Here is a 15,018-nt window from a genome sequence, read left to right on the forward strand (position 1 = left end):
CCGAACCTCCTAGTTAGTCTTCAGCAATCCAACTACGCAGTAACTTTGCAAAATCGTCTGGCTTTTCTTTGGCCATTTTTTCTAGCTGCTTACGACGCATTGTAGCTTCCGTTTCAATTTCTTCATTAATATCATCAACCATTAATTCTTCTTGTTCTTCTAGGATACTTAACTCTTCTTCTTCCTTCGCACGTTTACGTGAACGGATAATGAAGAATGCTAGTAATAAGATAACAGCTAACAAGATACCCCCGATAACCCAAACCCACCATGGAATGATTGGTTTTTCATCAGCTACCTCTGTTGCCTTACCGTATAATGGTTGTACAGATACCGCCACTTTTTCATCGATCTGCTCTTGAGTAAGTTCTGCTGCTACGTCTTTGGAAATTGTTGTACGTACAATTGTACTTAAAATTTTCTCAATATCTTCTTGAACACCATCTGGTAATGACGCTGCGTCAGTTGCTGTCGGTGGTTCAACAATTACTTGAATCCCAATATCCTGAATTTTATAAGGAGCTTCTTGAATATCCTTACGTATACGGTTCACGTCATTATTAATCGTCTCTTCCGTACGTTCATAATCACCATTTCCTGCTGCACCTTCATTATAAGTTGTGAAGTTATCAGTAGTTGTTTCAGCTTCAGGGGTTCCAGCAGCGGCAGCTGCTCCTGTACCAGAATATTGCTCTGTAATTCGCTGAGCACTTATGGCAATACCTTCCATATTCTCTTCATCAACAGGTGTCACAAGATTTTCTTCACGATTTTCTTTCTTGAAATCAATATCCGTTGTGACAGAAACCATTACTTTATCTTGTCCCATCAACGTTCCAAGCATATTTTGCACTTGACGTTGTAGATCTCGTTCTACCAATTTCTTCATTTGTAATTGGCCTTCAGCTGTTGTTGTGGAAGTACCATCAGCTGTTGCGGCATTCAGATCAAAGTACTCTGAAAATTGGTTAGAGATCACGATATTTTCAGTCTTTAAATTCGGAATACTTTTTGACACTAAATTGTACATTGTAGTTATTTGCTGTTCTGTAAATTTATAGCCAGGATCAGTATTTAAAACGATAGATGCGGTTGCCTCTCCTTGAACATCCGTTACGAATACACCTTCCTCAGGAACAGTAATCATCACTTTTGCATCTTTTACACCTTCCAGATTTTTGAAAAGTTTAGCAATTTCAGTTTCAGTAGCTGCTTTTTTTAATAGGTTAAATTCATTATCAGTCATACCAAATCCTGAACTATTAGCAAATGAGTAATCGATTGAACCTGTTTGTGGATACCCCTCTGAAGCTAATTGCACTAATAAGGAGTCAACTTGCTCTTCTGGCACTAAAATAGATGTTCCACCTGGAGCAATTTGATAGGTCACACCTTGGGAATCTAGCGCTTCCTTTACTTGTCCAATTTCCCGTGTTGATAAATCTTTATAAAGTGGAACATATGTAGTTTTGGAAGCAAAAAATGTCACAATTGCTGCTAATGCGATTACACCTACTACGGAGCCAATCATAACTATTTTTTGCTTTTTACTTCGACTTGTCCAAAATTGACTGGTGTCGTTTTTTATTTTTGTCAATCGTTCATTCATTATGAATCCTCCGGTTATAGTGAATAACCTAGCCATCAATAATTTGCGAACATAATGAGCCACTCTAAGTGGTGGTTGTTAATCTATATTGAAAAGAGTTTACTTACTCTTTACAATAAAATTAAACACTCATGCGCATTATTTCTTGGTAAGCTTCAATCACCTTATTGCGAACTTCAATTGTTGCATTTAGGGTAATGCTTGCCTTTTGCGAAGCAATCATCACTTCATGCAACTCCACATCTTCACCTTTAATTAGCTTCTGAGTAAACTTATCAGAAGTTATTTGTTGATCATTTACCTTTGCAATTGCTTCTTTTAACGAGTTCGCGAAGCTTTGTTGCGCTTCATAAGGTGTAGCATTCAGCTTATTCGTGTTATTTACAACCTGAGTAGGTGTCATTAGCGAAATGGACGAAATGGCCATGTATGTATCTTCCTTTCTACTTAAATTTATTTACCAATCTCTAAAGCCTTTGTAAGCATGGATTTATTCGCATTAAATACAGTTATATTAGCCTCATAAGAACGAGTAGCCGACATTAAATCAACCATTTCTTTCAATGGGTCGACGTTGGGCATGTTTACATAACCATCTGCATTTGCATCTGGATGAGTTGGATCATATACAAGTTTGAAAGGTGTTTCTTGATCTTCTGAGATTCGAGTAATTTTTACACCATTACCAACACCACTTTTTGCATTTTTACCTAGTGCTACATTCAAAAAATTTGAAAATTGTCCTTCTTGTGCTGACAGCGTCACGGACTTACGTCGATATGGTTCCCATTCCCCATTTACTTGACGAGCGCGAGTTGTATCCATGTTAGCCATATTAGAAGAAATAACATCCATACGTAAACGCTGCGCTGTTAAAGCGGAGGCAGTGGTATTCATCCCATGAAAAATAGACATCTATTACTTACCTCCTTTAATAACAGTATTCAATGTGTTTAATTTCCCATTAACACGATCGATTAGAGCATTATAATAAATTTGATTCTCTGCTAATTTCGCTTGCTCAGCATCCATATCTACAGCATTCCCATTGTTTCTATATCGCAAGTTCTCAACAATATTGACACCTGGTGTAGCTTGTCGAAACGTGAAATCATAATGTCTATTATCAGTGCGGTATGCAGAAATAGCTATGCTCTTCTGCTCTTCCAACATATCCTTAAAACTAACATTTTTCGCCTTATAATTAGGTGTATCGACATTCGCGATATTATTTGCGATTGTTTTATGATTTAAAGTGGCATAGGAAAGTCCATTTTCCAGGCTACTAATAGTTCCTCCAAATAAATTCAAAACTGCTCACCTCATTTTATTTAAAATCTATGTACTTGTTAATTTATCCAATAATACAATTGTAATTAAGATGATACCTAGTGTCTATTGTCTTTTGTCACTTTTTAATAGTCTATACGCCCTATTTTTTCTACTCCTTAACCATGACAAAACTTCCCCATCCTTTGTGTCTCTAGGCTTCAGTAAGGATTAATAATCATCTAGTTATTTTACACCATTTCGACAGTGTTTACGATTTTATTGTGAAAAATGCCTTTTTATGAGGTTAATCGCCTTTTTTAATCCTTTTAAATAAAGGTCCCTTTTTACTAGCTCGATCACTGTGGGAGTATTTTTTATAGAGTGACCATTAGTTTATTCACCATTATTCCAAAGTAACATACCAGCATTTTTTATATGCTAATCGTCGTGACAAATTATCGAACATTTTTAGGATAAAAGCAACGAAATCCATGTTTTTGTATTAATACTCTAAAAAATAAGTGCCCTAAAATTTCGAAAATACACAAAAAAACGTCTATATTTACCATAGACAGCATCATAGTTTTGAAAAACAATACATTTTACGAAAGATGAAAAAGGCTTTCATTCCACGCTACATACTTGCCACTACACTTCTCTCTCACTCAGTTTAAAGTCTCCCCTTTCTCACAAGGGAATCAATTAGCCTTCTACTCCACCGTTCTACATTAAAAGCAAAAATTACGATCGCTAGTCTGAAAGGTCACTTTTCCTCATGGTCGACTAACGGATTCATTGTCCACGCCTCTAAAATGGACGATGACGAACCCTAATGCACCCCCTCACCTTTCTAAAAGATCTTTTTCAAATTATCTTTTTCAACAACATAAAAAGCGTCTATGTTTACCATAGACGCTTCGAGCATAGTTGCTCTCTTAAGCTACTTGCCACGTCCAAGTAGCCAGTTTCTTTAAATTCATGGCAGCAAAAGTAAGCATCGCCTGCATGGACAATTTTTTTATACCTCTTAAGGTTGTCCATCGCATACCATGCTTTTCCTTTGCATCGGCAAAGACACGCTCAATCGTTTCTTTGCGCTTTGCATAGATTTGTTTGATGTCATTGGAATGACGTAAATGTTCTGCTTCCTCTGCATATGATTCCCAAATATGACGTTGAATGAGTTTTTGATGTTGCTTACTTTCTGTACATTGGGATAGGCTCGGACACTTCGCACAAATCAAAGGATTCGATTTATATTGACGATACCCTTCTTTAGTCGTTGTCGTATACTTCAATATCTGTCCTTGTGGACAAAGATAACAATTATAGTGCTCATCATATATATACTCATACTTTCGGAAGAAACCATCTTTCGTTTTAGGACGTGTATAAGGAAGAACAGGCAACATTTGATTCTCTAATAAAAAGTTTGTAATTGCGGGTGTTTTATAGGCTGCATCTGCCGCAACAGCTAATGGTTTTTGAACGTTTTTAATGATTCTTTCCACAAGTGGCTGTAATACATGACTATCGTGCACATTTCCCGGAGTCACAATGGCACCCAAGACAAAGCCCTTTTCATCTGTCGCTGCATGAAAAGAATACGCAAACTGTTTCGTACGTTCATCCTTCACGTAATATCCACTTTCAGGATCTGTCGTGCTTTCCTTTATTTCTTTCCATTCTTCTTTTTCAAATTTCTCCGGGGAAAAGGGCTTTTTTCCGTGTTCCTCACGATCAATATTTAACTCTAATTGAAGTTTCTCTTCATAAGCCCGTGTTTCTTTTCGCACAACTTTTTTATCATACTTTCGTTTATTCGCACTCGCTTTCACATGCGTAGAATCGATAAATAAATGGTCTGCATGGAGGAGTCCTTGATGCATAATCTCTTTTAATATACGATAGAATATCTGCTCAAATATATCAGTGTCTTGAAAGCGACGGACATAATTTTTACCAAAGGTAGAGAAATGCGGAACTTCTGTATGGAAGCCAAATCCTAAAAACCAACGATACGCCATATTCGTTTCAATCTCTTTGATGGTTTGACGCATGGACCGTATACCAAAAACGTACTGAATAAACGTCATTTTAAAGAGAACAACAGGATCAATACTAGGGCGTCCTTTAGCAGAGTAGAGGTTTTCTACTAAAGGATAGATAAATGAAAAATCAATAGCCGCCTCTAGTTTTCGTACTAAATGATCTTGGGGAACTAATTGATCAATCGTTAGCATTTCTAATTGTTCACGTTCATTGATTTGATTTTTCGTCATCATGGTTGATCACCTCGAAAGTGTACTTTTTATCAATAGATGAATAAGGAATTCTTTATGTAGAAGTTGATTGGAACGAAGGGTGGCGACTCCTGCGGGAAAAGCGGGAAAGTCGAGATCCTGGACTGAGCGAAGCGAGGGAAGCAGCTCGACCCCGCCCGCGGAAAGCGTCCGCCCGTAGTGGAAATCAACGGCTTTACATTATTTTATTGTAAAAGAAAAAAGACTGTAGGCAAACTCAAAATTCATTGAGTTTGTCTACAGTCTGAAGCGTCTATGGTTTACCATAGACGCTTTCATTAGCTTCTTAAAAGAAGTATTTATTTCATTTTAATTTCTGCTAAAGCATTTAAGAATTTATCGTTTAGCACTTTAATATAAGTACCTTTCATGCCTAAAGAGCGAGATTCAATGACACCAGCTGATTCAAGTTTACGTAATGCGTTTACGATCACTGAGCGTGTAATACCCACTCGATCAGCAATTTTAGAAGCAACTAGTAAACCTTCATTACCATCAAGTTCTTCAAAAATGTGTTCAATTGCCTCTAACTCACTGTACGAAAGTGAATTAATAGCCATTTGCACGACAGCTTTGCTACGAGCTTCTTCTTCAATTTCTTCAGACTTTTCACGTAAAATTTCCATACCAACTACTGTTGCACCATATTCAGCTAAAATTAGATCATCATCTTCAAATTGTGAAGATAAACGAGCAAGAATTAATGTGCCTAAACGCTCACCACCGCCAACGATTGGTACAATTGTTGTTAAAGCATTTTGGAATAAATCTTTATTTTCTACTGGGAAAGCAGTATGTTCATTATTAATATCTAAATTTGAAGATGTTTCAGAGATCGTAAATAAGCTATGTGTGTATTCTTCTGGGAATTGTCTCTCTTCAAACATTTTTTTCATACGTTCATTTTCAATTTGTTGGTGAATTGAAATACCTAATAATTTACCTTTACGGCTTAAAATATAGACATTACTATCAATGATATCTCCTAGTGTATCTGCCATTTCCTTAAAGTTTACAGGCTTACCAGCAGAAGCTTGAAGCATCGAGTTAATTTTACGTGTTTTTTCTAATAAATTCATTATATGTTCCTCCTATAAATAATCCGAAGAGTATTTACTAAATATTCTAAAGGTTTTTACTATTGAATGATACTAATCAGCTTTATCTTACAGTATAAACTGTGACAAATCTTTGTTTTTTACAATTCCCGCAAGTTTTTGATCCACATACGCCGCATTGATTGGGATACTCGCTGGCGCAATCTCAGATGCCTCAAACGATAGTTCTTCCAGTAAACGTTCTAATATCGTGTGTAAACGACGAGCTCCAATATTGTCTGTTTCCTGATTCACTTCAGTTGCTATCTCAGCAATCCGTTCAATAGCATCTGTCGTGAAATGAATTTCTACGCCTTCTGTCTCTAAAAGCGCTTTATATTGCAGAATTAATGATTGATCTGGTTCTTGTAAAATACGGACAAAATCCTGTTTTGTTAATTTTTCAAGCTCTACCCGAATTGGAAAACGGCCTTGTAACTCGGGAATTAGGTCTGATGGTTTTGACATATGAAATGCCCCAGCAGCAACAAACAGCATATAATCTGTTTTCACTGCACCATACTTCGTAGTGACAGTAGAACCTTCTACAATTGGTAAAATATCACGTTGAACTCCTTCGCGGGAGACATTCGCCGAAGTATTTCCTTCTTTACTAGCAATTTTATCGATTTCGTCAATAAAAATGATACCCGTTTGCTCAGCTCTATTAATGGCTTCCTGTGCTACTTCATCAGCATCTATCAGCTTATTTGCTTCTTCTATTGTTAAAATACGACGCGCGTCTTTTACTTGCACACGGCGTTTTTTCTGTTTTTTAGGCATTAAACTAGATAGCATATCCTGCATACCACTATTCGCAGACATATCCATTCCTGTTCCTTGTAACGCATCAAAAATGGATGGATTTTGTTCTGTTACCTCTACAGTAACCCACTCATTTTCTAACTTACCATTGCGTAAATCAATGGCAATTTGAGCACGTTTCGAGCGAACTTCTCCATCATCTGCTGATGAATCATCATTTGTTGGTTGTTCTTTCCCACCAAATAGCATTTCAAACGGATTTTGCATCGCCTGTTTTTTACGTAAAGAAGGCACCAAAAGTTTCACGATTGCTTCATTTGCTAATTCTTCTGCTTGTTCCTTGACAGACTCCATCATTTCTTCTTTAACTAGACGGTGAGAAGCTTCTACCAAGTCACGGACCATTGATTCAACATCTCTACCCACATAGCCTACTTCAGTAAACTTTGTCGCTTCAACTTTTACAAAAGGGGCATTGGTAAGCTTTGCAATTCTTCTGGCTATTTCTGTTTTACCGACACCAGTTGGCCCAATCATCAAAATATTTTTCGGAATAACTTCAGCCTTCATATCTTCATTTAACAACGAACGACGATAGCGGTTTCGTAACGCAATAGCTACTGCTCGCTTAGCTTCATTCTGCCCAACAATGTAACGATCTAAATGCTCAGTAATTTGTCTTGGCGTTAAATTTTTTTGTGTCATTAGTTCAGCGCCTCCACGATAATATTATGATTTGTAAATACACAGATTTCAGCAGCTGTTTCTAATGCCGCTTCAGCAATTTCACGAGCAGTCATTGTTTCACCTGCATATTTTTTTAATGCTCTACCTGCAGACAATGCATAATTGCCCCCAGAACCAATGGCCAAAATGCCATCATCAGGTTCAATCACTTCTCCTGTACCCGAAACGAGTAATAAAGTCGTTTTATCCATTACTAGTAGCATCGCTTCTAGCTGGCGCAGCATTTTATCACCACGCCATTGCTTCGCTACCTCAACGGCTGCGCGTTGTAAATTACCGTTATACTCATTTAATTTGCCTTCAAACATTTCAAAAAGTGTAAAGGCATCAGCAACTGAACCTGCAAAACCAGCGAGGACTTGCCCATTAAACAGACGTCTGACCTTCCTTGCTGTACCCTTCATCACAACTGCATTTCCCAATGTTACTTGACCATCACCAGCCATGGCACAGCCTCCGTTATGATGAACCGCAAATATTGTTGTTGCATGAATTTGTCCCATCTACCTTCCTCCTTAGCTCTATTATGCCCTTGGATGAGCATTCATATATGTTTGACGAAGATGCTCTTTTGTTACATGTGTGTAAACTTGTGTAGAAGATAAATGTGAGTGACCTAATAACTCCTGCACCGTCCGCAAATCTGCGCCATTATTCAATAAATGAGTAGCAAAAGTATGGCGAAGCATGTGTGGGTAAATTTTTGTATGGAGTGAGGCCTTGTCAATCATTTCGTTTAAAATATGACGTACCCCTCTAGGAGTAAGTTCCCCACCACGCATATTGACAAACAACTGCAGATGATTCGTTTTTTTCATCAATCGTGGACGAGCTTGCTCTATGTAGTCCTGCATTGCTAAACTCGCAAATTGACCAAATGGAATGATTCGTTCTTTTCGACCTTTGCCCATTACTCGTATAATCGAATAATGAAAATCTACATCCTCTACTTGAATTGATGTCAGTTCACTCACACGAATACCTGTTGCATATAACAGCTCTAATATAGCTATATTTCTTAATGATTTCAAATCATCACCAGTATTCGCATCAAATAACTGTTTCAATTCCTCTTCGTAGAAAAAATTAGGTAAACGTGATTCTTTTTTCGGATGATAAAGCGAACGAAATGCTCCGTCATCTAATCCGTACTGTCTATTTAGAAAGCGAAAAAAGGAGCGTATCGAGGAAATTTTCCTTGAAATAGAAGCCCTTGCCCTTTTCTCATCGTACAACTTTGTTACATAAAGACGTGCATGTATATATTCAACACTTGCTAAATCATCGATTCCCTCCGTTTGTAAAAAGGTTAAAAAATCTAGCAGGTCTGATTCATATTCTCGCACTGTATGAACAGAGAAGTTCTTTTCAACTTGGATGTAAAGCATGAACTGTTCGAGTGCATCTTGGGACGAAACTAACACAGAAAGATTCACCACCAATAATTTATTAATAATTTTCTTAAATGACTGACACTTGTAATATAACGGATATACAATTCTTTGTCATCTCTTACAAGTTTGTATCGTTTTTCTTATCATTAATAAACATACATATTGACACTAAACCTATCTTCATAATATAGCAAGTGTAAATAGTTATATTTTGAGAAAAACTCCATACAAAATAATAAAATACGTCTAATTAAGCATTTTGTCTACAAAAAGAAAAAGCCTCTAAGAGTATAACAACTTTTAGAGGCTTTTGGCAATTAAATTGTTTGTGAATTCACAAAATTTCGAATTGTGCTTATTGCGCGTGCTGCATGCATTTCCGCACGCTCTGGTTTAGAACGACGACCAGGTGGTAAGTCAGGGAAAATACCGAAGTTTACATTCATAGGCTGGAAGTTTTTCGACTGCGCTTCTGTTATATAACGCGCCATGCTTCCTAATGCCGTTTCGAATGGGAAAATAACGGGCTCTTGTCCTAATGCTAAACGAGCTGCATTTATTCCTGCAATTAATCCACTACCTGCTGATTCAACATAGCCTTCTACACCAGTCATCTGACCTGCAAAGAAAATATTCTTTTGCTCACGAAGTTGATATGTTTTTTCTAAAACTTTCGGTGAATTAATGAAGGTGTTTCTGTGCATGACGCCATAGCGAACAATTTCTACATTCTCTAACCCAGGAATAAGCTGTAGCACTTCCTTTTGTGGCCCCCATTTTAAATGCGTTTGGAAGCCTACAATGTTGTAAAGCGTGCCTGCTGCATCGTCTTGACGAAGTTGAACAACTGCATATGGACGTTTTCCTGTTTTTGGATCCTCAAGACCTACTGGCTTCATCGGACCAAATAACATAGTTTTCTCTCCACGAGCTGCCATGACTTCTATTGGCATACAACCTTCAAAGTAAATTTCTTTTTCAAATTCCTTCAATGGTACAACTTCAGCTTCGATTAATGCTTGGCGGAAACGATCGAATTCTTCCTTTGTCATAGGACAGTTTAAATAAGCCGCTTCCCCTTTATCATAACGAGATTTTAAATAAACTTTATTCATATCAATACTATCTTTTTCGATAATAGGTGCTGCTGCATCGTAAAAGTATAAATAATCTAAACCTGTTAAACCTTGAATTTTTTCAGCTAAAGCTTTTGAAGTTAAAGGTCCTGTTGCAATAACTGTAATACCTTCTGGAATTTCTGTGACTTCTTCATGAATAACCTCCACAAGTGGATGGTTTTTCACAGTATCAGTTACATACCCTGCAAATTCGTGACGATCTACTGCTAAGGCCCCTCCAGCAGGTACTGAACATTGGTCTGCTGCCTTTAAGATAACAGAATCTAACATACGCATTTCTTCTTTTATAACGCCTACAGCATTTGTTAAACCGTTTGCCCGCAATGAGTTAGAACAAACAAGTTCTGCAAATTTATCAGTATGGTGCGCTGGAGTCTGCTTTACTGGACGCATTTCATAAAGTTTCACTTTTATACCCCGCTTAGCAATTTGCCAAGCTGCCTCACTACCTGCCAGTCCTGCTCCAATAACATTTACTACTTGTTCAGTCATGTTTCTTACCATCTTCCTATCATTGAGTTGGTGCTTCTTCATAGTCACACTTCGTACATTGAATTTGCACACCTTTTTTTATCTTTTTCTCTACTAATAATGCACTACATTTTGGACATGGTCTATTAATTGGCTTGTCCCATGAGACAAATTCACATTCAGGATACTGATTGCAACCATAGAATAGACGCTTTGTTTTACTTTTTCGCTCCACAATCTCGCCAGTTTCACAGGAAGGGCATTTCACACCAATAGGCTTCATAATTGCTTTTGTATTTCTACAATCTGGGAAATTAGAACAAGCCATAAATTTGCCATATCGTCCAAGCTTAAAGACCATTGGAGATCCACAAAGCTCACAGTCTTCCCCTGCAGGTTCATCTTTAATGACAACCTTTTCCATAGCTTCATCCGCATGTTTTACATGGACTTCAAAGTCCTTATAAAATTCTTCCACAACTTTTTTCCATTGTCGATTGCCTTCTTCAATATCATCTAAATCTTGTTCCATTTGTGCGGTGAATTCGATGTTTATGATATCTGGGAAAAATTCTAGTACGAGTTGGTGTACGATCTCTCCTAGCTCTGTTGGCATAAAGCGTTTAGCATCTAATACAACATAGCCACGGCGCTGAATTGTATCGAGGGTCGGTGCATATGTGGACGGGCGCCCAATTCCTAGTTCTTCCATTGTTTTAACAAGTCGCGCCTCAGAATAACGTGGTGGTGGCTGTGTAAAATGTTGTTTAGGCTCGATTTCAAGCGATTTTACTTGATCACCAATTTCCATCTCAGGTAAAAGTTTTGTCGTCTCTTCAGTTTGATCATCAGTACCTTCAATATATAGTTTCATAAAGCCTGCGAATTTAACTTGTGAACCATTTGCACGGAATAAAACATCACCATTTTGAAGATCTACAGCTACAGTATCAAGTACTGCTGGTGCCATTTGACTCGCAATAAAGCGCTCCCAAATTAAGCGATATAAGCGTAGCTGATCACGGCTAAGTACCGCCTTTAATTCATCCGGTGTCCGCATTGTACTTGTTGGACGTATTGCTTCGTGCGCATCCTGTGCATTTGAAGCTTTCTTTGTTTGTTTTATATCTGTTGCAATGTATTCTTTTCCATATTTGCCCTCAATGTACGTAACCGCTTCTGCTTTTGCCGTATCAGAAATACGTGTGGAATCAGTACGCATATAAGTAATTAGCCCGACTGTCCCCTCTTTTTTTCCAATATCTATACCTTCGTATAATTGCTGAGCTAGCATCATGGTCTTCTTAGCACGGAAATTTAATTTTCGTGCTGCTTCTTGCTGTAAAGATGATGTTGTAAAGGCTGGTGCAGCATTACGCTTACGTTCCTTTTTCGTTACATTGACAACATCAAAGTTTGTTCCTTTAACATCTTTTAAAATTGCCTTTACTTGCGCTTCATTTGTTAATTTTATTTTGTCTTTACCATTCCCATAGTAAAGGGCATCAAATGATTTTTTTCCTTTTTCAAACGTTCCTTCGATTGTCCAATATTCTTCAGGTTGGAAGTTTTTAATTTCATTTTCACGATCAATGATCATGCGTAGTGCTACAGATTGTACCCGACCTGCTGATAAACCTTTTTTCACCTTTTTCCATAGAATTGGGCTAATGTTATAGCCAACAAGTCGATCCAATATACGTCTTGTTTGCTGCGCATCTACTAAGTCCATGTTAATTGGACGTGGATTTTTAAAAGACTCTATAATTGCATCTTTAGTAATTTCATTAAATACAACACGACAATCTGAGTGAATATCAATATTTAATGCAGTCGCAAGGTGCCAAGCAATGGCTTCTCCCTCGCGGTCTGGATCGGCCGCTAGATAAACTTTCTTTACTTTTTTAGCTGCAGACTTTAATTCCTGTAACACAGGTCCTTTACCACGTATCGTAATATATTTAGGCTCAAAATTATTTTCCGCGCTAACGCCCATCTGACTACGTGGAAGATCCCGTACGTGTCCAACCGACGCTTTCACCTTATATTTCTTTCCTAAATAACGTTCAATTGTTTTTGCTTTTGCTGGTGATTCTACAATCACTAAATAATCCGCCATCTATGTCTCCCCCTTAGCGAGGTCTATTACTAATTTTTTAAGTTACCTGTTGCAAAATGTATAACAGATTTTAAGATAATGCAACTTTTTTTCAATTTTTGTTAGAAAAGAGGTCTAATGTTTCAATGATTTGATGACCATTCACTATGGGAATTGCTCCTTCAAAAAGCAATTGATTTGTCCCTTTTGATTGAGTTGCGTCTATAGGTCCTGGTACCACAAACACATCTTTTCCTTGCTCTAATGCAAGCTCTGTTGTAATAAGCGTGCCACTTTTTAATGCCGCTTCTGTCACAACTAATGCTCGAGATAAACCACTAATGATCCGGTTACGCATTGGGAAATGCCATTTTTCAGGCTTCATATAAGGGGGGTATTCTGTCATTAATAACTGGTGCTCTGCCATTTGTGTAGCAAGAATGCGGTTTTCTGATGGATAGAGATAATTAAAACCATGTCCAAGCACTGCTATTGTATGACCGCCCATATCGATAGTCGCCCTATGTGCCATTGTATCTGCACCTCTTGCAAGCCCACTAACAACCGTATAATCACGTTGAATAAGCGGCGGGACAATTAAGTCTATCGCTCTTTTTGAATACGCTGTCGCCTTCCTAGAGCCTATAATAGCTATCTGTTTTTTATTTGCTAACAGGGAATATTGACCTTTCACATACAATACAGTAGGTGGACTTGATATTTCAAATAATTGCGCCGGGAAATAGGGATGATAAAACGGGATGGGAAAAATATTAGCCTGTGCATAGGCCTCTTCAAGTGGTGTTGTCATAATTTGTCGAAAGCGCCGAGAAAGTTGATGTGCTTTATGTGCCGATATTTGTAAAACTTTTGCGATGTCGTCATAATGAATGTCTTCAAAAGAGCTTAAAATATTCACAGGGGACAACAGTTGCTGAAGTTTCTGAAGTGGTAATGGGTATACATAATGTAAGGCTAGTAATCTCTGCGTATCTACTGCGAGAATCATTCAATAAACCTCCTTTTATAATAGAAGAAATTAAATGACCGCATGATAATTTTCAACACAACATTGCATTATTATTTATAAAATCTGCCCCAAAATTGTTGATTTTTTCATAAGTAAGTAGGTAATTGTTGAATGAAGTATGATAAACAGTGTATAAGTAATGAAAAAGATGTAGCCGTAATGGCTACATCTTCCATTTTAATGGGTTTTACACTTTTCGTATAGCCCTTTTTCTTTAATTACTTTAATCAATGTTTCACCAATTACAGAAGGTGTTTCTGCAACTTCAATACCAGCTTCGTTCATTGCTTTAATTTTCTCCGCTGCTGTTCCTTTACCACCAGAAATGATTGCTCCAGCGTGACCCATACGTTTGCCAGGAGGTGCAGTTTGTCCACCAATAAAGCCTACAACAGGTTTTGTCATATTTGCTTTAATCCATGTAGCTGCTTCTTCCTCAGCTGTACCACCGATTTCACCAATCATAACGACTGCGTAAGTTTCTGGATCATTATTAAAGGCTTCAAGCACATCAATGAAGTTTGTACCGTTGACAGGGTCTCCACCAATACCTACTGCAGTTGTTTGACCAATTCCAGCTTGTGTTAATTGATGTACTGCTTCATATGTTAATGTACCAGAACGAGAAACAACTCCTACATGGCCTTTTGTATGAATATAACCAGGCATGATACCAATTTTACATTCATCAGCTGTAATAACACCTGGACAGTTTGGACCTACTAGGCGAGTGTTTTTGCCTTCCATATAACGTTTAACCTTAACCATATCAAGGACAGGAATATGCTCTGTGATACAGATTGTTAATTCTAATTCAGCATCAACAGCTTCTAAAATTGCATCTGCCGCAAATGGTGCAGGTACATAGATAACTGAAGTTGTAGCACCTGTTGCAGCTACAGCTTCTGCTACTGTATTGAAAACAGGAACTCCCTCGATTTCAAGTCCACCTTTACCTGGTGTTACACCTGCTACGATTTTAGTACCATACTCAAGCATTTGCTTCGTATGGAAAAGAGCTGTTTCGCCCGTAATCCCTTGTACAATTACCTTCGTATCTTTGTTAATAAATACAGCCATTGTTCTCCCTGCC

The 15,018-nt window shown here is 37.7% G+C and carries 13 protein-coding genes; all 13 read right to left on the reverse strand.

Features of this window, described 5'->3' with window-relative positions; translation table 11 throughout:
* Window positions 1-13 precede the first annotated feature (13 nt).
* Window positions 14-1,609: a flagellar basal-body MS-ring/collar protein FliF gene (fliF, locus tag JIN86_RS08325; protein ID WP_004269302.1), complete on the reverse strand. Its 1,596-nt coding sequence runs from the start codon at window positions 1,607-1,609 to the stop codon at window positions 14-16.
* A 121-nt stretch (window positions 1,610-1,730) separates the two neighbouring features.
* The gene (gene fliE / locus JIN86_RS08330; protein ID WP_004269303.1) at window positions 1,731-2,036 is read right to left on the reverse strand and encodes a flagellar hook-basal body complex protein FliE; all 306 of its coding nucleotides are present in this window, start codon (window positions 2,034-2,036) and stop codon (window positions 1,731-1,733) included.
* A gap of 26 nt (window positions 2,037-2,062) precedes the next feature.
* A complete protein-coding gene (gene flgC / locus JIN86_RS08335) occupies window positions 2,063-2,524 on the reverse strand; it encodes a flagellar basal body rod protein FlgC (protein WP_004269304.1) in 462 nt (153 codons plus the stop codon).
* Window positions 2,525-2,527: 3 nt separating this feature from the next.
* A complete protein-coding gene (flgB, locus tag JIN86_RS08340) occupies window positions 2,528-2,920 on the reverse strand; it encodes a flagellar basal body rod protein FlgB (RefSeq protein ID WP_004269305.1) in 393 nt (130 codons plus the stop codon).
* An 896-nt stretch (window positions 2,921-3,816) separates the two neighbouring features.
* Entirely contained in the window at window positions 3,817-5,166 is a 1,350-nt protein-coding gene (locus JIN86_RS08345) for an IS1182 family transposase (RefSeq protein WP_202341660.1), read from the reverse strand.
* Window positions 5,167-5,483: 317 nt separating this feature from the next.
* Complete coding sequence (gene codY / locus JIN86_RS08350) at window positions 5,484-6,263, reverse strand: GTP-sensing pleiotropic transcriptional regulator CodY (RefSeq protein WP_004229266.1); 780 nt, start codon at window positions 6,261-6,263, stop codon at window positions 5,484-5,486.
* An 87-nt stretch (window positions 6,264-6,350) separates the two neighbouring features.
* Complete coding sequence (gene hslU, locus JIN86_RS08355; protein WP_004229268.1) at window positions 6,351-7,751, reverse strand: ATP-dependent protease ATPase subunit HslU; 1,401 nt, start codon at window positions 7,749-7,751, stop codon at window positions 6,351-6,353.
* Window positions 7,751-8,296, reverse strand: a complete 546-nt coding sequence (hslV, locus tag JIN86_RS08360; protein WP_004229270.1) for an ATP-dependent protease subunit HslV — start codon at window positions 8,294-8,296, stop codon at window positions 7,751-7,753. Before hslV ends, hslU begins: the two co-directional genes overlap by 1 nt.
* A gap of 21 nt (window positions 8,297-8,317) precedes the next feature.
* Window positions 8,318-9,217: a tyrosine recombinase XerC gene (xerC, locus tag JIN86_RS08365; RefSeq protein ID WP_004229272.1), complete on the reverse strand. Its 900-nt coding sequence runs from the start codon at window positions 9,215-9,217 to the stop codon at window positions 8,318-8,320.
* A 287-nt stretch (window positions 9,218-9,504) separates the two neighbouring features.
* Window positions 9,505-10,818: an FADH(2)-oxidizing methylenetetrahydrofolate--tRNA-(uracil(54)-C(5))-methyltransferase TrmFO gene (trmFO, locus tag JIN86_RS08370; protein WP_004229274.1), complete on the reverse strand. Its 1,314-nt coding sequence runs from the start codon at window positions 10,816-10,818 to the stop codon at window positions 9,505-9,507.
* A 19-nt stretch (window positions 10,819-10,837) separates the two neighbouring features.
* Entirely contained in the window at window positions 10,838-12,916 is a 2,079-nt protein-coding gene (topA, locus tag JIN86_RS08375; RefSeq protein WP_004229276.1) for a type I DNA topoisomerase, read from the reverse strand.
* A 91-nt stretch (window positions 12,917-13,007) separates the two neighbouring features.
* Complete coding sequence (gene dprA / locus JIN86_RS08380) at window positions 13,008-13,904, reverse strand: DNA-processing protein DprA (protein ID WP_202341661.1); 897 nt, start codon at window positions 13,902-13,904, stop codon at window positions 13,008-13,010.
* A gap of 198 nt (window positions 13,905-14,102) precedes the next feature.
* Window positions 14,103-15,005 (reverse strand): succinate--CoA ligase subunit alpha, encoded by a 903-nt coding sequence (gene sucD / locus JIN86_RS08385; RefSeq protein WP_202341662.1) that lies wholly within the window; start codon window positions 15,003-15,005, stop codon window positions 14,103-14,105.
* Window positions 15,006-15,018: the final 13 nt, after the last annotated feature.

Source organism: Lysinibacillus sp. HST-98 (assembly GCF_016757845.1).
GTDB classification, from domain to species: domain Bacteria; phylum Bacillota; class Bacilli; order Bacillales_A; family Planococcaceae; genus Lysinibacillus; species Lysinibacillus capsici.

What these genes read in the sequence shown, in the direction of transcription:
- fliF (WP_004269302.1), bottom strand. Translation starts at nt 1,609, where the DNA reads ATGAATGAACGATTGACAAAAATAAAAAACGACACCAGTCAATTTTGG.
- fliE (WP_004269303.1), bottom strand. Translation starts at nt 2,036, where the DNA reads ATGGCCATTTCGTCCATTTCGCTAATGACACCTACTCAGGTTGTAAAT.
- flgC (WP_004269304.1), bottom strand. Translation starts at nt 2,524, where the DNA reads ATGTCTATTTTTCATGGGATGAATACCACTGCCTCCGCTTTAACAGCG.
- JIN86_RS08345 (WP_202341660.1), bottom strand. Translation starts at nt 5,166, where the DNA reads ATGATGACGAAAAATCAAATCAATGAACGTGAACAATTAGAAATGCTA.
- codY (WP_004229266.1), bottom strand. Translation starts at nt 6,263, where the DNA reads ATGAATTTATTAGAAAAAACACGTAAAATTAACTCGATGCTTCAAGCT.
- hslU (WP_004229268.1), bottom strand. Translation starts at nt 7,751, where the DNA reads ATGACACAAAAAAATTTAACGCCAAGACAAATTACTGAGCATTTAGAT.
- hslV (WP_004229270.1), bottom strand. Translation starts at nt 8,296, where the DNA reads ATGGGACAAATTCATGCAACAACAATATTTGCGGTTCATCATAACGGA.
- trmFO (WP_004229274.1), bottom strand. Translation starts at nt 10,818, where the DNA reads ATGACTGAACAAGTAGTAAATGTTATTGGAGCAGGACTGGCAGGTAGT.
- topA (WP_004229276.1), bottom strand. Translation starts at nt 12,916, where the DNA reads ATGGCGGATTATTTAGTGATTGTAGAATCACCAGCAAAAGCAAAAACA.
- dprA (WP_202341661.1), bottom strand. Translation starts at nt 13,904, where the DNA reads ATGATTCTCGCAGTAGATACGCAGAGATTACTAGCCTTACATTATGTA.
- sucD (WP_202341662.1), bottom strand. Translation starts at nt 15,005, where the DNA reads ATGGCTGTATTTATTAACAAAGATACGAAGGTAATTGTACAAGGGATT.